The organism is Streptomyces sp. NPDC048002 (assembly GCF_040653275.1).
Classification (GTDB): Bacteria; Actinomycetota; Actinomycetes; order Streptomycetales; family Streptomycetaceae; genus Streptomyces.
The window spans coordinates 104,390-121,739 of record NZ_JBEZNL010000019.1 but is presented as its reverse complement, the minus strand read 5'-3'; the positions used below and the strand labels follow the sequence as shown (position 1 = coordinate 121,739).

General features: G+C 72.2%; 19 protein-coding genes and 1 riboswitch. Of the genes, 12 read left to right on the top strand and 7 right to left on the bottom strand.

Annotated features, from left to right (window positions below):
* Positions 1–200 precede the first annotated feature (200 nt).
* A complete protein-coding gene (locus AB0E07_RS23375) occupies positions 201–1,892 on the top strand; it encodes a serine/threonine-protein kinase (RefSeq protein WP_362255311.1) in 1,692 nt (563 codons plus the stop codon).
* A 21-nt stretch (positions 1,893–1,913) separates the two neighbouring features.
* Here the strand turns inward: AB0E07_RS23375 and AB0E07_RS23370 are convergent, their stop codons facing one another.
* The 5 genes from AB0E07_RS23370 to AB0E07_RS23350 all read right to left on the bottom strand — a co-directional run bounded on the left by AB0E07_RS23370 (position 1,914) and on the right by AB0E07_RS23350 (position 6,319).
* Positions 1,914–2,933, bottom strand: coding sequence for a hypothetical protein (locus tag AB0E07_RS23370; RefSeq protein WP_362255379.1), 1,020 nt, complete (start codon positions 2,931–2,933; stop codon positions 1,914–1,916).
* A 93-nt stretch (positions 2,934–3,026) separates the two neighbouring features.
* Positions 3,027–3,416 carry a (2Fe-2S) ferredoxin domain-containing protein gene (locus AB0E07_RS23365; protein ID WP_362255308.1) on the bottom strand — a complete coding sequence of 130 codons (390 nt, stop codon included), beginning with the start codon at positions 3,414–3,416 and terminating at the stop codon, positions 3,027–3,029.
* A complete protein-coding gene (locus tag AB0E07_RS23360; RefSeq protein ID WP_362255305.1) occupies positions 3,397–4,278 on the bottom strand; it encodes an ABC transporter ATP-binding protein in 882 nt (293 codons plus the stop codon). The genes AB0E07_RS23365 and AB0E07_RS23360 overlap by 20 nt, the downstream gene beginning before the upstream one ends.
* Positions 4,275–5,288 (bottom strand): iron chelate uptake ABC transporter family permease subunit, encoded by a 1,014-nt coding sequence (locus AB0E07_RS23355; protein WP_362255303.1) that lies wholly within the window; start codon positions 5,286–5,288, stop codon positions 4,275–4,277. The genes AB0E07_RS23360 and AB0E07_RS23355 overlap by 4 nt, the downstream gene beginning before the upstream one ends.
* The gene (locus AB0E07_RS23350) at positions 5,285–6,319 is read right to left on the bottom strand and encodes an ABC transporter substrate-binding protein (RefSeq protein WP_362255299.1); all 1,035 of its coding nucleotides are present in this window, start codon (positions 6,317–6,319) and stop codon (positions 5,285–5,287) included. The genes AB0E07_RS23355 and AB0E07_RS23350 overlap by 4 nt, the downstream gene beginning before the upstream one ends.
* Positions 6,320–6,377: 58 nt before the next feature.
* Positions 6,378–6,554, bottom strand: a riboswitch (cobalamin riboswitch).
* A gap of 122 nt (positions 6,555–6,676) precedes the next feature.
* Between AB0E07_RS23350 and AB0E07_RS23345 the strand changes: the two genes are divergently transcribed.
* Positions 6,677–6,988, top strand: a complete 312-nt coding sequence (locus tag AB0E07_RS23345) for a hypothetical protein (protein ID WP_362255296.1) — start codon at positions 6,677–6,679, stop codon at positions 6,986–6,988.
* Positions 6,989–7,003: 15 nt separating this feature from the next.
* On the opposite strand, the gene AB0E07_RS23340 is transcribed toward AB0E07_RS23345, so the two are convergent.
* Positions 7,004–8,038: a DUF6745 domain-containing protein gene (locus AB0E07_RS23340; protein ID WP_362255293.1), complete on the bottom strand. Its 1,035-nt coding sequence runs from the start codon at positions 8,036–8,038 to the stop codon at positions 7,004–7,006.
* A 32-nt stretch (positions 8,039–8,070) separates the two neighbouring features.
* Positions 8,071–8,397 (bottom strand): hypothetical protein, encoded by a 327-nt coding sequence (locus tag AB0E07_RS23335; protein ID WP_362255290.1) that lies wholly within the window; start codon positions 8,395–8,397, stop codon positions 8,071–8,073.
* A gap of 196 nt (positions 8,398–8,593) precedes the next feature.
* Here AB0E07_RS23335 and AB0E07_RS23330 point away from each other — a divergent pair, with 196 nt between their 5' ends.
* From AB0E07_RS23330 to gap, 10 genes are all read left to right on the top strand, one after another.
* On the top strand, positions 8,594–9,553 hold the full coding sequence (locus AB0E07_RS23330) for an STM4015 family protein (RefSeq protein WP_362255287.1): 960 nt from the start codon (positions 8,594–8,596) through the stop codon (positions 9,551–9,553).
* An 11-nt stretch (positions 9,554–9,564) separates the two neighbouring features.
* The gene (locus AB0E07_RS23325; RefSeq protein ID WP_362255286.1) at positions 9,565–10,716 is read left to right on the top strand and encodes an STM4014 family protein; all 1,152 of its coding nucleotides are present in this window, start codon (positions 9,565–9,567) and stop codon (positions 10,714–10,716) included.
* A gap of 11 nt (positions 10,717–10,727) precedes the next feature.
* The gene (locus tag AB0E07_RS23320; protein ID WP_362255376.1) at positions 10,728–11,543 is read left to right on the top strand and encodes an STM4013/SEN3800 family hydrolase; all 816 of its coding nucleotides are present in this window, start codon (positions 10,728–10,730) and stop codon (positions 11,541–11,543) included.
* Positions 11,540–12,913, top strand: a complete 1,374-nt coding sequence (locus AB0E07_RS23315) for an STM4012 family radical SAM protein (RefSeq protein ID WP_362255283.1) — start codon at positions 11,540–11,542, stop codon at positions 12,911–12,913. The genes AB0E07_RS23320 and AB0E07_RS23315 overlap by 4 nt, the downstream gene beginning before the upstream one ends.
* A 10-nt stretch (positions 12,914–12,923) precedes the next feature.
* A complete protein-coding gene (locus AB0E07_RS23310) occupies positions 12,924–13,823 on the top strand; it encodes an STM4011 family radical SAM protein (protein WP_362255280.1) in 900 nt (299 codons plus the stop codon).
* Between the two features lie 105 nt (positions 13,824–13,928).
* Entirely contained in the window at positions 13,929–14,567 is a 639-nt protein-coding gene (locus tag AB0E07_RS23305; protein ID WP_362255278.1) for a hypothetical protein, read from the top strand.
* Between the two features lie 197 nt (positions 14,568–14,764).
* Positions 14,765–14,986, top strand: coding sequence for a hypothetical protein (locus tag AB0E07_RS23300; protein ID WP_362255275.1), 222 nt, complete (start codon positions 14,765–14,767; stop codon positions 14,984–14,986).
* Between the two features lie 64 nt (positions 14,987–15,050).
* Entirely contained in the window at positions 15,051–15,212 is a 162-nt protein-coding gene (locus tag AB0E07_RS23295) for a hypothetical protein (RefSeq protein ID WP_362255272.1), read from the top strand.
* A 50-nt stretch (positions 15,213–15,262) separates the two neighbouring features.
* Complete coding sequence (locus AB0E07_RS23290; protein WP_362255270.1) at positions 15,263–16,219, top strand: helix-turn-helix domain-containing protein; 957 nt, start codon at positions 15,263–15,265, stop codon at positions 16,217–16,219.
* A 107-nt stretch (positions 16,220–16,326) separates the two neighbouring features.
* Complete coding sequence (gene gap, locus AB0E07_RS23285) at positions 16,327–17,325, top strand: type I glyceraldehyde-3-phosphate dehydrogenase (RefSeq protein ID WP_362255267.1); 999 nt, start codon at positions 16,327–16,329, stop codon at positions 17,323–17,325.
* Positions 17,326–17,350 lie beyond the last annotated feature (25 nt).

Sequence of the window (17,350 nt, the reverse complement as noted above, 5' to 3'; positions counted from 1 at the left end):
TGACTCTCCCTGAGGGTGGGTGACACGGTCTCGGCGGCTCGTGCGGACACGGCCGCGCAGCACCGGGCATGATCCTGGTCGGCCGTGTGCGGGAATATAGCCGCGATCGGGCGGCGGGGCCGAGCCCGGGCCGGAAATGGCTCGCGGTGCGGTACCACCTCGCGGTGGGAGTGTCACCGGCATCTCGTAGGCTCCAGGCCATGAGCGACGGGGAATCCGGCAGACGGGTCATCGACGGACGCTTCGAGCTGGAGGCACGGCTCGGCGGCGGCGGTATGGGCATGGTGTGGCGGGCGCGCGATCTGGTCCTGGACCGGGCCGTCGCGCTCAAGGAGGTACGGCCACAGGATCCGGGCCTGGCCGAATACGATCCGCAGGCCGCGGCGATGCTCCGCGCCCGGGTGCTGCGCGAGGCGAGGGCACTGGCCCGGGTCGACCACCCCAATGTCGTGACCATCCACCACGTGGTCGACGGCGGCGAACACGCCTATCCGTGGCTCGTCATGGAACTCGTCACCGGTGGATCCCTCCAGGACCGCCTCGAACAGGGTCCCTTGACGCCCGTCGCCGCCGCCCGGCTCGGCCGCGAGGTACTGGCCGCGCTGCGTGCCGCGCACGACGTCGGCATCCAGCACCGCGACGTCAAGCCCGCCAACGTCCTGCTCCGCCCCGACCAGCGGCCCGTCCTCACCGACTTCGGCATCGCGGCGATCAGGGAGTCGACGGTCCTCACCGCGACCGGTTCCCTCATCGGCACACCCGACTTCATGGCTCCCGAACGCATCTCCGGCGGTGAGGGCGGCCCCGGTTCCGATCTGTGGTCGCTGGCGATGATGCTGTACGTCGCCGTCGAGGGGCATCACCCGCTGCGCCGGGGCACGACCCTCGCGACGCTGGCGGCGCTCCTCAGCGAGGAACTCCCCCCACCCCAGCGCTCCGGCCCGCTGACCGGCTTCCTGAACGCCATGCTCGTCAAGGATCCCGCCCGGCGCCCGGACACCGCGGAGGCCGACCGCATGCTCGCGGCCGCCGAGGGCACCCCGCTCGGCTCCTCGGGCTCGGCGCCCGCGACGACTTCGTACCATCTGGCACCCCCGCCGAACCCGACGACCGCATCAGCACCGACGGGCTTCGGCCCACCACCGACCGGCTTCGGCCCCCCGGCGTACGGCACCCCGACCCCCTACCCGGCGGGTCCCACCCGCCCTACGCCGCAACGGCCCGAGAGCCGCTCCAGGCGCGGCCTGGCCGTCGCCTCGTCCGTGGTGGGGACGGTGCTGGTGGGCGTGCTGGTGTGGACCCTGCTCCCGGACGGCGGCGAGAAGGACCGTGACACGGCCTCCGGCTCGACAGGTGCGTCCTCGGCCGCCACGAAGACCCCGACGACCACGGCCCCCGACGCGACGGGCTCCGCCTCAGCAGCCGCGAACGACACGAAGAACGGCCTGCTCACCCCGGACGGCATCCGCACGGCACTGGCGGAGATCGAGGCGGAGACGGGCACGAATCGGGCGGGTGACCTGACCATCTATCCCGAGTACGTGCACGCCCAGATGATGGTCAAGGGCAGCGACACGAAGTACGACACCTACACGTACCGCCCCGACCGGGGCGTCGAGAAGGGCATCATCAGCAGCACGATAGGCAGCGGCAAGCACCCCTTCACCTTCGACGCCTTCGACTGGGACGTCATTCCGGCCCTGCTGAAGCGGGCCGAGAAGGATCTCAACGTGCCGCAGCCCACTTCGATTTACATCGTCGTCCGGCCCGCGTGGGACACCTTCGACACTCCGTTGACACTGGCTGTCTACCGCGCCGACGACTACACCGGCGGCTACTTGGAAGCCGACCTGAAGGGCAAGGTGACCCGTGTCGTGCCCGCCGAGGATTGACGCCGTGGCGAAGAGCGACAACTACGACATGCGCAGCCGGAGTTCACGGGCGGCGGGCAGACCGGCCAGGGTGAGTTCGAAGGCGTGGCGGTGGGGCAGCAACGGGTACCCGGGGCGGGGCGGCAGAGGATAGTCGTCGCGCAGGACGCCCTCGGGCAGGACGCCGGTCGCGGGAATCGGTGAGATGTCGTCCGGGTCGGAGAGGTACGCCCAGACGCCGCTGTCCAGCGGCACCACGACGCACTCGTCACCCGGCGGGCGCCAGGGTGCGCCCGTGAGGGGGTGACGGGGGACGAGCAGGACGTCGGGGCGTGGCCGGGGCACCGCGATTCCCGGCCCTGCGAGCCCCACGGACCGTGGTGCGGGCCCGGTGGGGAGGCAGCGGCCGACGGCGTGCGACAGCAACTCGGTCACAGGGCCCGGAGGAAGCGTCACCGGGCGGCCCATGGTCGCCACGACGAGGTGGGCCAGCATGACCCCGAGGGCCGCCTCCCAGCGTCGGCTCCACGACCCGTCGGCTTCGTGGGGCGGGACCCGGTGTTCGGCACGCTCCACGTCCCGCCACCCGGGAGGCGGGCCGGCCGGGAGGCCCGAGGGGCGGCGTACGACGGCGTCGGGCTCCAGCCAGACCGCCTGCCACAGCCCGCAGTCGTCCATGCGTGTCGCCACGGCCCGCCCGCACGTCCCGCACGCCAGGTTCGGACCGTCCCTGCCGTCCACACCTCGGCAGTAACCCTCGCAGCGCTCGGGGATCCACGTCATGGACCGGGAGTCACCGGGTGTGACCACGATCCGGTCGCGCGCGCCGAAGGAGACCCGGTACACGGGTGTGTACACGCCCTGCCGGGCGGCCGTCTCCTCGTCGACGTCCTCCCACAGCCGCCAGGGCGGCCCGGTGGGCCGGGCCTCGACCGCGTACGTCCCCGGCTCCATCAGCGGGGGATGAAGTTCCTCCCAGCCGCCGAAGTGGGTGTGGACGGGGAGCGCGACTCCGGACATCGGCGCGGTCAGCTCCGTGCCGCACCCGGCACACACGAACACGTCCAAGCAAGCGGCCCTTCTCCCGGTCGGTTCCCCGGGGATTGTGCTGGGGCCGCGAGACGGAATCCATCGGATTTCCCAGGGCGGCCTGCCTTACCCCTGCCTCCTCGGCGGAGTGAAGGCGTACAGGTCGAGGATGTCGGGGCAGGGCGCGACTCCGGGGCCGCCTTCACGGACCCAGGTGACGATGTCCTCGGTGGCGTCGGCGTCGTTGACCAGGCCGAGCCAGACCGGGCGGGCGCCGGCGGCCCGTGCCGCGGCCGAGGGCTGGACGACGATCACATTGGCGTGCTCGCACACGTCGAGGCAGTCGGCGACGCGCACGGGCACCTCCTCCGCGAGGCGCGCGAGTTGCCGCTCGTGATCCACTCCGGTGATCTTCGGGGTGCCGCAGCAGCAGTCCCGGCAGACCACGACCCGGCACGGGGTCGTCGCCGCGGAGGAGGCCGGGGCGGCGGCTCGCTCAGGTCGCTGTCGGGGCATCGCTCGTCTTCCCTCTCGTGCCTGTGGAGCCGTTGTCCGTGGGGCCGTTGCCTGTGGGGCCGTTGCCTGTGGGGCCGTTGCCTGTGGGGCCGTTCCGGGTGGTCGGCCGTAGGAAGCGGATCACGGGGTGGCCGGGCTCCTGGCTGACCTCCGCGCGGACACCGTAGACCTGTTCGATGAGTGTGGGGGTCAGGACCTCGGCGGGGGTGCCCTCCGCGACGACTCGGCCGTCGCGGAGGACGAGGAGTCGGTCACAGTAGGTCGCGGCGAGGTTGAGGTCGTGCAGCGCGACGACGGTGGTGACCGGCAGGCCGACGATCAGTTCGAGGAGGTCCAGCTGGTGCTGGATGTCCAGGTGGTTGGTCGGCTCGTCGAGGAGGAGTTCGCGCGGTGTCTGGGCGAGCGCGCGGGCGATCTGGGCGCGCTGGCGTTCGCCGCCGGAGAGGGTGTGCCAGGACTGTCCGGCGCGGTCCGTGAGGCCGGTGCGGGTCAGGGCCTCGGTGACGGCCTCGGCATCGGTGGCCGTGGCGGGCGTCCAGGCGCGGCGGTGCGGGATGCGTCCGAGGGCGACGACCTCGCGGACGGTCAGTTCGGTCTGGGTGTGGGCGTGCTGCTCGACCGTCGCGATCCGGCGTGCCGTTTCCCGGCGCCCCACCTCGGGCAGTGGGCGCCCGTCCAGGGTCACGACTCCCGCGGTGGGTGCGAGGACGCCCGCCAGGAGTCTGAGCAGCGTCGACTTTCCTGAGCCGTTGGGCCCGAGCAGGCCGACGGTCTCGCCGGGGCGCAGGGCGAGGGTGACGCCGTCCACCACGGTCCTGCCGTCGATGCGGCGCTGGACGCGGTTCGCGTGCAGGCCGGTCATGCGCGCCTCCCTCCCCGGTAGAGCACCGCCACGAACGCGGGCACGCCGATGAGGGACGTCACCACGCCCACGGGGACCTCCTGGGGTTCGAGGACGGTACGGGCGAGGGTGTCCACCCACACCAGGAAGACGGCGCCGGTGAGCGCCGTGACCGGCAGGAGGCGGGCGTGGCCGGAGCCGGTGAGGACGCGGGTGGCGTGCGGGAGGACCAGGCCGACGAAGCCGATCGCGCCGACACAGCTGACCAGGGCGGCGGTGAGCAGTGCCGTCGCGCAGAGCAGGACCAGCCGGGTCCGGGCGACGTTCACCCCGAGTCCGGCGGCGGCCTCCTCGCCGAAGGCGAAGGCGTCGAGGGTGCGGGCGTGGCCGAGGCACACGGCCAGGACCACGGCGAGTACGGCGCCGCACAGCAGTACCTGGCCCCAGTCGGCGCCGGTGAGCGAGCCCAGGAGCCAGAACAGCACTCCGCGAGTGGTTTCGGCGTCCGCGGAGATCAGCACGGTGAACGAGGTGAGTGCCGAGAACAGTTGCATCGCCGCCACGCCCGACAGGACGACGCGGTCGGTGCTGCCGCCCAGGGTGTGGCTGAGGAACAGCACCAGGCCGAAGGAGAGCAGTGCTCCGAGGAAGGCGCCCGTCGACAGCGACACCGCTCCCCCGCCCACGCCGAGTACGACCACGGCGACGGCGCCCGTGGAGGCGCCGGAGGAGACCCCCAGCACGAAGGGGTCGGCGAGCGGATTGCGCAGCAGCGACTGCATCACCGCCCCGCACACCGCGAGGCCCGCCCCGCACACGGCGGCGAGCAGGGTCCGCGGCATCCGCAGGTTCCACACGATGCCGTCCCGCAGCGGCGCCAGCGTGCTCTCCCCCAGGCCGAGATGGGCCGCGACGGCCGCCCACACGTCGGCGGTGGAGATGTCGGCGGGTCCGATGGTCACGGCCACGGCGACCGAGGCGAGCAGTGCGGCCAGTCCGCCGCCGGCCAACAGCAGCGTACGGGCGGTCACTTCGCGAACCCGAAGTCCCGCAGACCTGCCGCCACCTGCTCGATGCCCTCGATGGTGCGGATGGAGGGGTTCATGGACTGCCCGCTCAGCAGGACGTAGCGCTTCTTCTTCACCGCGGTGAGGTTGCGGGTGGCGGGGTTGGTCTCCAGGAAGCGGATCTTGGCCTCGGCGGTCTCGGCGGTCTGCTGCTTGCGCGTCAGGTCGCCGATGACGATGACGTCGGGGTCGCGGTCGGCGACGGTCTCCCAGCCGATCTGGGGCCATTCGTCGTGGGTGTCGTCGAAGGCGTTCCGCGCACCGACGGCGCGGGTGATGGCTCCGGGGGCGCCGCAGCATCCGGCGAGGTAGGGCGACTGGGAGTTGGCGAACCAGTACATGAGGGACACGTCCGAGGCGTGCAGTCCGGCGGTGGCCGTGCTCACCCTCTTCTCCAGCGAGGCGATCAGCTTCTCGCCCCGGTCGTCGACGCCGAAGGCCTTGGCGAGGTCGCGTATCTCGCCGTACACGGTCTCCAGGGTGAGCGGCTCGCTGCGCGATCCGTCGCCACCGCTGTCGTTGTCCTTGCCGGCCGAGCAGTCGGAGGGTGAGACGTAGGTGGGTACGCCCAGCTTCTCGAACTGCTCGCGGGTGGCGACCCCGCCCTTGCCGAGGGTGGAGACGAACGAGGCGGTGACGAAGTCGGGTTCGGCGTCGAGGACCTTCTCGAAGGAGGGGTTGTTGTCGGCGAGGCGCGGCACGGTGGCGTTGGCGGCGCCCAGGCCCTTCATCACGGGGTCGGTCCAGGTGGCCGTGCCGGCCATGCGGTCGGCCAGGCCCAGGGAGAGCAGGATCTCGGTGGTGCCCTGGTTGAGGGAGACGGCCCGCCGGGGAGCGGACTGCAGGGTGACCTGGTGACCGCAGTTGTCGAGGGTCACCGGGTAGCCGGCGGCGGCCGCCCCTTCCGGCTTCGCGTCGTCGCCGGTGGAGGAGGATCCGCAGCCGGTGAGCAGCAGGGCGGACGTGAGGAGAAGGGCAGGGGTGGTACGGAGCATGGGGGTGCCTCGGGGTCGGGGCTCGTACGCGGAGCCTTGCCTACGGAGTCCCTCCGCACCGGGGCGCGAAGGTGCCAGCAGGTCTTCGGACTCGGGTTCGCTCGGTCGGGGCGCCTTCCCGGTCTCCCAGTGGCGTCGTGCCCCGCCCGTCCCCCTCACCGCTGCGCGTCAGTTCCGGATTCGCACCGGATTCCCTGGCCTCGGGTGTGGCTCGACTGGCCCGCTGAGGCTATCAAGCCGCTCGTACGGTCCTGACGTGCGGTCGGTCACCCGGTGCCGCACCGCCCCGACTGGCGTGCCGGTGGGGGAAGTAGGAGCCTGGAAACAGGGGGTTCTCCGACACTGCCACTCAAGGAGATGGCGGCTGTGACTGCCACCGAGTACGACACCAAGTCGGACACCGCGTTCTTCCGCGAGATCACGGAGGTCTTCCGGAAACACCCGGAAGCCGCCAGGAGGTACGCCCTGGCGAGCCTGGCGCTCGAAGAGATCATGGGCATCGACTACACCCGGAAGTACGCCGTGTCGACGATCGAGGGCGACCGGGTCGTCACGGAGTTCCACGACCTGGACGAGAAGCCCCTCGTGATCCGCTCGCGCATCTGCCTCAAGTACGAGCTGCACGGACAGGACCTGGAGTGCGTGCACTGGACCGAGGCCAAGGTCTGATCACCCCCACCTGACTCAGGTCTCCTTCACCGGCGCGTACACCTCTTCGCCGATCCCGAAGGTCCAAGCCACGCCCTCCTTCGCAGTGCGGGTGGACGGGGGCACCCGGAGCCAGTAGGTGCGCCGGGTTCCGTCCGGCTCCGGGGTCGAGTTGAGCACCTCGACCATCACGACCGGCTCGTCCGCGGGCAGGTCGATCCGCCACAGGGTGCCCGTCTCGTCGTGGTGGAGGGGGCGGGCGCCGGAGTCGGTGAGGTAGCGGTCGTAGCCGTAGTACTCCAGCATCACGCGCCGCAGTTCGGCGTTCTCCTCCTCCCGGATACGGGCCGGGGTCAGCGCGGGCAGCTCCGCGAGGAAGGCGGCCGGTACCGGCATGCCGCGCCAGGCGTGGAGGGCGAAGCCGTCGGGGTAGGCGAGGGCGGGCCCGTCACCGTGGTCGAGACGGCCGGCCTCGTCCCGGTGGAGTTCCACGGGGCGTTCCGACACCACGGCGACGCGGGTGAAGGGCCACCACCAGCCCGCGCTGCCGCACACTTCGGTCAGTGCGCCGAGGGGTCCTGCGTCGGCGGGGAAGGCGGCCAGCCACGGCGCGTCGTGCTGTCCGAGGACGGCGTCCAGCAGCAGGAGCCGTACCTCGGCGGCCTCGGCTCCGGTGTCCCGGCCGGCCAGGTCCTGGATCACTCCGGCTCTGATCCGGTCCACGAGGACCTGGGTGGACTCCCACAGCCGTCCCCCGGTCGCCGCCCAGTGCGCCGACCAGCCCTTCGCTCCCAACTCGTCGTGCAGGCGGCGGCGTTCGCGTGCCCAGGGCGCACTGCGGATCTCCTCCCGCACGCCGGGGCCGCGGTCGGTGAGCTGCCGGATCAGGGTGACGGCCGCGCGCGGGGAGTCCGCCCACAGCACGGCCTCCGGTTCGGCCAGTCCGGCCTGCCGGTAGGCGCGTCGTACGCCCTGTTCCGCGCGGGCGCGGTCGGCGGGTCCGGTCGCCGTGGCCCGGGTTCGCCAGGCGCGCAGCCCGTCGGTGCCGCCGTCGGTCTCGATGGTCGTCATCTGCCCCTCCATGAGGTCGCGCTGTTCCACGGTCAGTCGGCGACGATCCGGACCGAGCCCGGCACGTACTCGCGTTGTCTGATCACCCGGTACCAGCCGGCGGGCAGGGCGATCGCCGCGTGCTCCTCGTGCACCACCCGGCCGCCCTGCGGAAGGTGCAGCAGGAGCGGGCCGAACGGTCCGGGCTCCCGCACCAACTCCCCCGGTCCCACGACCGCGTGGGCGTGCCCGGTGACCTCTCCGAGTGCCAGCACCAGCCGGCCGCGCCCGTCGCGCCGCTCCCTGGGCGCGTGTGCCACGTGGTCCGGGACCGCGCCCTCCTCCACGGGCACGATCAGTACGTCTCCCTGCCGGTACATGGCTGTCCCCTCACCGCCGGGTGCACCGCGCACCGGCCTCCTGAACACGACGGTAGGGGCCGCCACTGACAACGCCCCCGAACGCCGTCCCGCCGGGTGACGCCCGAAGCCGCCCCTCCCTGCGACGCTGTCAGTGGCGGTTGGTAGAACTGCGGCATCACGGACCGCACGCCCTTAACTCCCCAGGAGCAGCCGCATGACCATCGGTGACCACCTGCAAGAGCTGTACCGGCTGCCCGCGTACGCGTTCCCCGGCCCCGGCGATCCGACGGACAAGCTGCCCGAGCCGGAGTCCGTGGCCTGGCGGATCGGCGCCGATGTGTACGACTCCGACGAGAACTGGACGGCGGCCTTCGCCCGTTTCCGCGAGGTGGTCGACACCACCCGGGTGCGTGCCCTGATCGTGGGCGCCTGGGAGGAGGCGTACGACACCGACCCCTCGGACGTGATCGAGGCCCTGCTCGCCGCCCGGGACCGGCTGCCCGCGCTGCGCGCGCTGTTCCTGGGCGATCTGGTGATGGAGGAGTGCGAGATCTCCTGGATCCACCAGACCGATGTGACGCCGCTGCTGGCCGCTTTCCCCGGGCTGGAGGAGTTCGGGGTGCGCGGCGGCACGGGCCTGGAGTTCAAGGGCCTGCGCCACGAGGCGCTGCGCCGCCTGGTGGTGGAGAGCGGCGGGCTGCCCGCCGAGGTGGTGCGGGGCATCGGCGCCAGCGATCTGCCCGCCCTTGAGCACCTCGACCTGTGGCTGGGCACCCCGGACTACGGCGGCGACAGCGAGGCGGCCGATCTGGAGCCGCTGCTGTCCGGTGCCAGGCTGCCGAGCCTGCGTCACCTGGCCCTGCGGAACAGCGAGATGCAGGACGCGGTGGCCGCTGCCGTCGCCGCCGCGCCCGTCGTGGCCCGCCTTGAGGTGCTGGACCTGTCGATGGGCGTGCTGACCGACGAGGGCGCCGCGGCGCTGCTGGGCGGGCAGCCGCTGTCCCACCTGAAGAAGCTGGACCTGCACCACCACTACCTGAGCCAGGCGGTGGAGGAGCGGGTGCGGCAGACGCTGGAGACGGCCGGCGTGGAGGTGGACCTCGACCGTGACGACGCGGAGGAGGACACCGAGGACGACGGCACGGTCTGGCGCTACGTCGCCGTGGGCGAGTGAGGACTGGCGGTTTGCAGACGGCGGACGGGGTGCGCTTCGCGGTGGTCGGGAACCCCGGCAACCGGCGGGTGTCGCTGTTCGCCGACGCGGTGCGCGCGGCCGGCCTGACCGGCCCGCGCGTGGTGGCGTGGGCGGACGTCCTGCGCGGGCGGGGAGCCGACTTCGCGCCCGACGAGGTCGTCCGCGTCGACTCCCCCGGTGAGCGGCCCGAGGTGGACCGCATGCTGCGGGGCGCCGTCGAGCCCACCCGGGTGGAGGGTTCGGCGCGCTGGTACGCCGGATTCACGGCCGCGCTGGGCACCCTGCGCGGCGGGATCCGGCTGGACGAACCGGGTGAGCTGGCCGTGCTGTTCGACAAGCGCCTCTGCCACGCCGTGCTGGACGCGGCGGGCGTTCCCGTGCCCGCGTCCCCGACCTCGGGAGCGGACGGCGCGCCGGTGCGCGGCTGGGAGGACGTACGGACGCTGATGCGCGAGCACCGGATGTCGAGGCTCTTCGTCAAGCCCGCCCACGGGTCGTCGGCGTCCGGGGTCCTCGCCGTGGAGGCGGGAGGCGGCCGGGTCAGGGCGACGACCTCCGTCGAACTGACCGCGGACGGCCGCCTGTACAACTCCCTGAAGCTGCGGCGTTACGAGCGGGAGCGGGACGTCGCGGCGGTCGTGGACGCCCTCGCCCCCGACGGGCTGCACCTCGAACGCTGGGTGCCCAAGGCGGGCCAGGCGGGCCGCGCGGCCGATCTCCGGGTGGTCGTGGTGGCGGGCAGGGCCACCCATGCCGTGGTGCGCACCAGTCGCTCGCCGCTGACCAACCTCCATCTGGGCGGGCGCCGCGGCGATCTCGACGGGGCCAGAGCGGCCGTAACTGCGTCGGGGGGCCGCTGGTCGGACGTGCTGGAGGTGTGCGAGGCGGCGGCCGCGTGCTTCCCGCGCACCCTGTGTGTCGGGGTGGACCTGCTCCCGGCCGTCGGCTGGCGCCGTTCGTTCGTCGGCGAGGTCAACGCCTTCGGCGACCTGCTGCCGGGGCTGACCGGCCTGCCCGGCAGCGGCGCCGAGGGCCTGGACACCTACGGGGCGCAGGTGGCCGCGGTCCTGCGCACCACCGAACGCCACCCGGCGGCCCCCGTACCCGCGGCCGAACCCGTACCGAACAGGAACAGCGCATGACCGAGCCCGACATGAACGACGTCGTCGGCGACCACGACATCCTCCTCGTCACCCTCGACACCCTGCGTCACGACGTGGCCGAGGAGTTGGCGGCCGAGGGCCGCATCCCCCGTCTCGCCCGCCATCTGCCGGGTGGCCGCTGGGAGAAGCGTCACGCGCCGGGCAGCTTCACCTACGCCTCGCACCAGGCGATGTTCGCCGGCTTCCTGCCCACCCCGGCGGCGCCGGGGCCGCACCCCAGGCTGTTCGCCGCGACGTTCGCGGGCAGCGAGACCACCGCCGACGGCACGTTCGTCTACGACACCCCCGATCTCGTCAGCGGGCTCGCGAAGGCCGGGTACCGCACGGCGTGCATCGGCGGCGTGGGCTTCTTCAACAAGCAGGGCCCGCTCGGCTCGGTGCTGCCGGACCTGTTCCAGGAGAGCCACTGGGAGCCCGGGTTCGGCGTCACCTCACCGCACTCCTTCGAGAACCAGGTCGACCGCGCCGAGCGAATCGTCGCCCAACTCCCCTCCGAGCAGCGCCTGTTCCTGTTCGTGAACGTCTCCGCGCTGCACCAGCCGAACTGGTTCCACCTACCCGGCGCCACCCGGGAGGCGGGTGACACCCGCGCGACCCACGCCGCCGCCCTGGAGTACGTGGACCGGCACATCGGCCGCCTCTTCGACGCCATGAGCGCGCGGCGCCGCTGCTTCGCGATCGTCTGCTCCGACCACGGCACCGCCTACGGCGACGACGGCTACACCGGGCACCGCCTGGGCCACGAGTCGGTGTGGACCGTGCCCTACGCCCACTTCTTCCTCGACCCCGCCGAGGCCACGCGATGAGCACCAACCTGACCACCGTGCCCGGCACGCCCGCCGAGGCCGCGTCGACGAGCCCGTACCAGCACTACGTGTACGCCTACCCGCACAAGACCGCCTACCGGCCGCTGGACGACCGGCCCGCGCTGAGCGACCTGTGGGCGGGGGAGGACAAGCGCGCCCTCTCCCTGTACCTGCACATCCCGTTCTGCGAGGTCCGCTGCGGGTTCTGCAACCTCTTCACCCGCATCGGCGCCCCCGACGGCCTGACCGGCGCCTACCTGGACGCCCTGGAGCGGCAGGCGTGGGCGGTGCGCGAGGCCCTGGGCGAGAGCGAGGACGTCCGGTTCGCCACGGCCGCGTTCGGCGGCGGCACCCCGACCTTCCTCACCGCGCGTGAACTGGAGCGGCTCTGCGACATCGCCGAGCACCGCATGGGCGCCGATCTGCGCGCGGTGCCGCTGTCGGTGGAGACCTCGCCCGCCACGGCCACCGCCGACCGGCTGGCGGTCCTGGCGGAGCGCGGCACGACGCGGCTGAGCATAGGCGTGCAGAGCTTCGTGGACTCCGAGGCCAGGGCGGCCGTACGCCCGCAGCGCCGCGCGGACGTGGAGGCGGCGCTGGGCCGCATCCGCGACACCACCGTCCCGGTGCTCAACATCGACCTCATCTACGGCATCGACGGCCAGACCGAGCGGACCTGGCTCGGCTCGCTCGACGCGGCGCTCGCCTGGCGGCCCGAGGAGCTGTACCTCTACCCCCTCTACGTACGTCCCCTGACGGGCCTGGACCGCCACCGCCGGAACACGGACGGCCCCGACCCCGCGTGGGACGAGCAGCGGCTGCGCCTGTACCGGGCGGGCCGCGACCACCTGCTCTCCCGGGGCTACGTCCAGCAGTCGATGCGGATGTTCCGCCGGGCCGACGCCCCACCGCAGGGCGCCGACGACTACGCCTGCCAGACGGACGGAATGATCGGCCTCGGCTGCGGGGCACGCTCGTACACGTCCGCGCTGCACTACTCGTTCGACTACGCCGTGGGCATGCACGAGATCCGCGGAATCATCGACGACTACGTCGCCACCGCCGGCTTCGGTCACGCCGAGGTCGGTTACCGCGTCGACGCCCACGAGGCGCGCCGCCGCCACCTGTTGCAGTCCCTGCTCCAGGCGGACGGCCTGGACACCGGTGACTACCGCGCCCGCTTCGGCTCCGCGCCCGGTGACGACTTCACGGCCGAACTGGACGGCCTCGCCGCGCGGGGCTGGCTCGCGGATCCCGCCACCGGCCGCCTGCGTCTCACGCCCGAGGGCCTCGCGCACTCCGACGCGATCGGACCGCTGCTGTTCTCCCCGGCCGTGCGCGCCGCCATGGCCGCCTACGAGCGCAAGTGAGCGGCCCGCCATGGATCTGACCGTCCTGTACCGGGGCCCGCTCGCGTCCTGCGACTACGACTGCCCCTACTGCCCGTTCGCCAAGCGCCGCGACTCCACCGCCCAACTCCGCGCGGACCGCGCCGCCCTGCACCGCTTCGCCGCATGGGCGACCGAGCGGACCGACGACCGGCTCTCGCTTCTCTTCACACCGTGGGGCGAGGGTCTGGTCCGCTCCTGGTACCGCAGGACCCTCGCGGAGTTGTCGCACCTGCCGCACATCCGGCGGGTGGCGATCCAGACCAATCTGAGCTGCCGCACCGACTGGCTCGACACGGCCGACCGCGACACCCTCGCCCTGTGGTGCACCTTCCACCCGGGCCAGACGCCCTACGACCGCTTCCTCGGCAAGTGCCGTGACCTCGCCGAACGCGGGGTCCGCTTCAGCGTAGGCGTGGTCGGACTGCCCGAGCACCTCCCGGCCGCGCGCCGCCTGCGCGAGGACCTGCCGGACCACGTCTACCTGTGGGTCAACGCGGCCGAGGGCCACACCTACGAGGACGCCGAGGCGGAGGAGTGGACCGCGCTGGACCCGCTGTTCCCCTACAGCCGCACCCCGCACGCCAGCGCCGGACTGCCCTGCCGCACCGGCGAGTCAGTGGTCTCCGTCGACGGGGACGGCACCGTGCGCCGCTGCCACTTCGTCCGCGCCGAGCTGGGCAACCTCTACGACGGCACCTACCGCGACGCACTCCGTCCGCGTCCCTGCCCCCTGGCCGTGTGCGACTGCCACATCGGCTACGTCCATTTGGAGACCCTGCCGCTGTACGACGTGTTCGCGGGCGGCGTACTGGAACGAATCCCGGCCATGCGGCACGAATCCACACAGGTAACCTTCCTATCATCTCCACGAGATGCTGTGCGCCAGTAACTGCTTCTCCTCATAAGGCACCAGGCAGAAGCGCACACTCGTTAGTGTTCGCACACGCCGCAGGTTCGTCCATCGTTCGCGGCGCCGAGGAAGGATGTGAGCTCCATGGCCGAAATCACGGCCGCAGCCTCCGAGTTGACCTCGCAGTACAGTGCGCAGGTCATCGGTGACCTTGAGCGCAACCTCAAGGAGCAGGAGCGTGTCAGCGGTGAAATCGCGGCGCTCCAGGAACAATTGGCCGCTCTCCAGCAGGACCACGAGGTGCTGACCAAGGTCCGGCAGGCACTCGGCATCGCGCCCGAAGCCGAGAAGTCCGAAGCCGAGAAGCCGGCGGCGGAGAAGCCGGCGGCCGCGGTGGTGCCCGCCGCCCGCAGGAGCACCTCGAAGGCGAGCAAGGCGGCGAAGGAGACGAAGAGCGACCAGGCCCCCACCGCGAACCGTAAGCGGGTCGGCCGGAAGGCCCCGGCCAAGGCGACGGCGGCCCCGGCCGCCGCACCCACGCTGGTCGACCTGGTACGCGCCCACTTGGCGGCTCGGCAGGAACCCCGTTCCGCCGCGGAGATCGCCGACACGCTCGGCCGGGAACACCCCGAGCGCACCCTCAAGACCACTGTCGTCCGCACGGCGCTGGAGGGACTCGTCGCGAAGGACGGCGCCCGGCGACACAAGCAGGGCAAGTCCGTCTTCTACACCGCCTCCGACGTACCCGCGCCGACGGCCGTGCCCGAGGACAACGCGCAGTAGTCGGCCAACAGCAGCGGGGGCGCACGTGGTCCATGACCGCGAGACCGTCGTCATGGGCCGCGCCCGCCGTGCGAAGAACACCAAGACCTGTTACCGAGTATGAAATTCGCAGGTCAGCGCTGTAGCGTTGTGACTACTGGCCGAATCTGTGCCATGGGTCACTACACGGGGGACTGCGCGCGCGTGCATACTGAGCCATGACGAACTCTCCGGGCCCCAGGCGCCATCTGCCCACCAGCCCCTTCGCAGCCCCGGTCGTACCGACGCCGAAACACTTCGAGCTGGGCGACCAGGTCACGCACGACATGTACGGCCTCGGCCGAGTGATCGGTATCGAGGACGGCGTGGCGACGCTGGTGGACTTCGGCTCGACGCCGGTACGTGTCCTGAGCCCGTACACGAAGATGACAAAGCTGTAGAACCGCCGCGAGCGGTTCCGGCTGCCGGCCCCGTACGGGGCCGGTGAAGAAAGGCATAACCCTCATGAACCCGAACTCGCTGTTCTCCGCTCCGGACGAGCAGCCCCTGCGTTCCCCGGCGGTGGCCCCGCCTCCGGCCACGGATCCCTTCCGGGCTCCGGACTTCGACGAAGAGGACATCCCCTCGGCGGAGCCCGGCGCGGCGCCGCGAGCCACCACGGGATGACGGGTCGCCGCCGAGCGGCACCCGACCTCGTACCCGCGTAATCTCTCCGTGTGCCAGCCGCCCGCCTGCATCGCGTCGCCGTACTCGTTCTCGACGGCGCGAAGCCACTCGACGTCGGCATCCCCGCGCAGGTGTTCACGACCCGCGCGAGCATGCCGTACGAGGTGCGGGTGTGCGGGGCGGAACCCGGTCTGGTGGCCGGCGGTGACGGCCTCGCCTACTCCGTCCAGCACGGCCTGGAGGCGCTGGCGTGGGCCGACATCGTCTTCGTCCCCGGCTACCGGCACCCCGACCGCGACGACCCGCCTCGGGCGGTCCTGGGCGCGCTGACCGCCGCCCACGCCCGGGGCGCGCGGCTCGCCGCCATCTCCACCGGTGCCTTCGCGCTCGCCGCCACCGGCCTGCTGGACGGCAGACGCGCCACGACGCACTGGCACTACACCCGCGCCCTCATGGCCAGGCATCCGCTGGTCCGGGTCGACGAGAACGTCCTGTTCGTCGACGAGGGCAGCGTGCTCACCTCGGCCGGCGCCGCCTCCGGCATCGACCTGTGCCTGCACATCCTCCGCGCCGACCTCGGCGTGGCCGCCTCGAACCACGCGGCCCGGCGCCTGGTGGCGGCCCCCTACCGCAGTGGCGGCCAGGCCCAGTACGTACCGCGCAGTGTGCCCGAGCCGCTCGGCGAGCGGTTCGCGGTCACCCGTGAGTGGGCGCTGCACCGGCTGGGCGATCCCCTCACCCTCGACACCCTCGCACGGCAGGCGGAGGTGTCCCCGCGGACGTTCTCCCGCCGCTTCGTCGAGGAGACCGGCTACACACCCATGCAGTGGGTGATGCGCGCCCGGGTCGACCTGGCCCGGGAGCTCCTCGAACGCTCGGAGCGCAGCGTGGAGCAGATCGCCGACGACGTCGGTCTCGGCACCGGCGCGAACCTGCGCCTGCACTTCCAGCGGATTCTGGGCACCACCCCCAGCGAGTACCGGCGCACCTTCACCCGCGGCGAGTGACCCGCCGCCACCTCGTGGCGGGATCCTTTTGAACCATGGCGATCCAGCCACTGTCAGCGGTGTTCGCCGCGGACGATGCTGGCGGGGACGGGAAGGGACCCCACACAATGACTCGCATCGCCATCAACGGATTCGGCCGCATCGGACGCAACGTGCTCCGCGCGCTGCTGGAGCGCGACAGCAGCCTCGAAGTCGTCGCCATCAACGACCTCACCGAGCCGACCGCTCTCGCCCGGCTCCTCGCCTACGACAGCACCTCGGGCCGCCTCGGCCGTCCGGTCACCACCGACGGCAACACCCTCGTCGTCGACGGCCGCCGGATCACCGTGCTCGCCGAGCGCGAGCCGGCGAACCTGCCGTGGGCCGAGCTGAACGTCGACATCGTCCTGGAGGCGACCGGCCGCTTCACCTCCGCCAAGGCGGCCCGCGCCCACCTGGACGCCGGCGCGCGCAAGGTCCTGGTCAGCGCCCCCTCCGACGGCGCCGACGTCACCCTGGCCTACGGGGTCAACACCGACGCGTACGACCCCGAGCTGCATACCATCGTCTCGAACGCCTCCTGCACCACCAACGCGCTGGCGCCGCTGGCCAAGGTCCTCGACGACCTGGCCGGTATCGAGCACGGGTTCATGACCACCGTGCACGCCTACACCCAGGAGCAGAACCTCCAGGACGGCCCGCACCGCGACCCCCGCCGCGCCCGCGCCGCCGGCGTCAACATCGTGCCCACCACCACCGGCGCCGCCAAGGCGATCGGCCTGGTGCTGCCGGGTCTCGACGGCAAGCTGTCCGGCGACTCGATCCGCGTCCCCGTGCCGGTGGGCTCGATCGTCGAGCTGAACACGACCGTCGCCCGCGACGTCAGCCGTGACGACGTGCTGGCCGCCTACCGCGCCGCGGCCGAGGGCCCGCTCGCCGGTGTCCTGGAGTACTCCGAGGACGCGCTGGTCTCCTCCGACATCACCGGCAACCCCGCCTCGTCGATCTTCGACTCGGAGCTGACCCGTGTCGAGGGCCGCCACGTCAAGGTGGTCGCCTGGTACGACAACGAGTGGGGCTTCTCCAACCGCGTCATCGACACCCTCGAGCACCTCGCCTCGGCCTGAGCCAGGACGACACCTCACCGCCCGG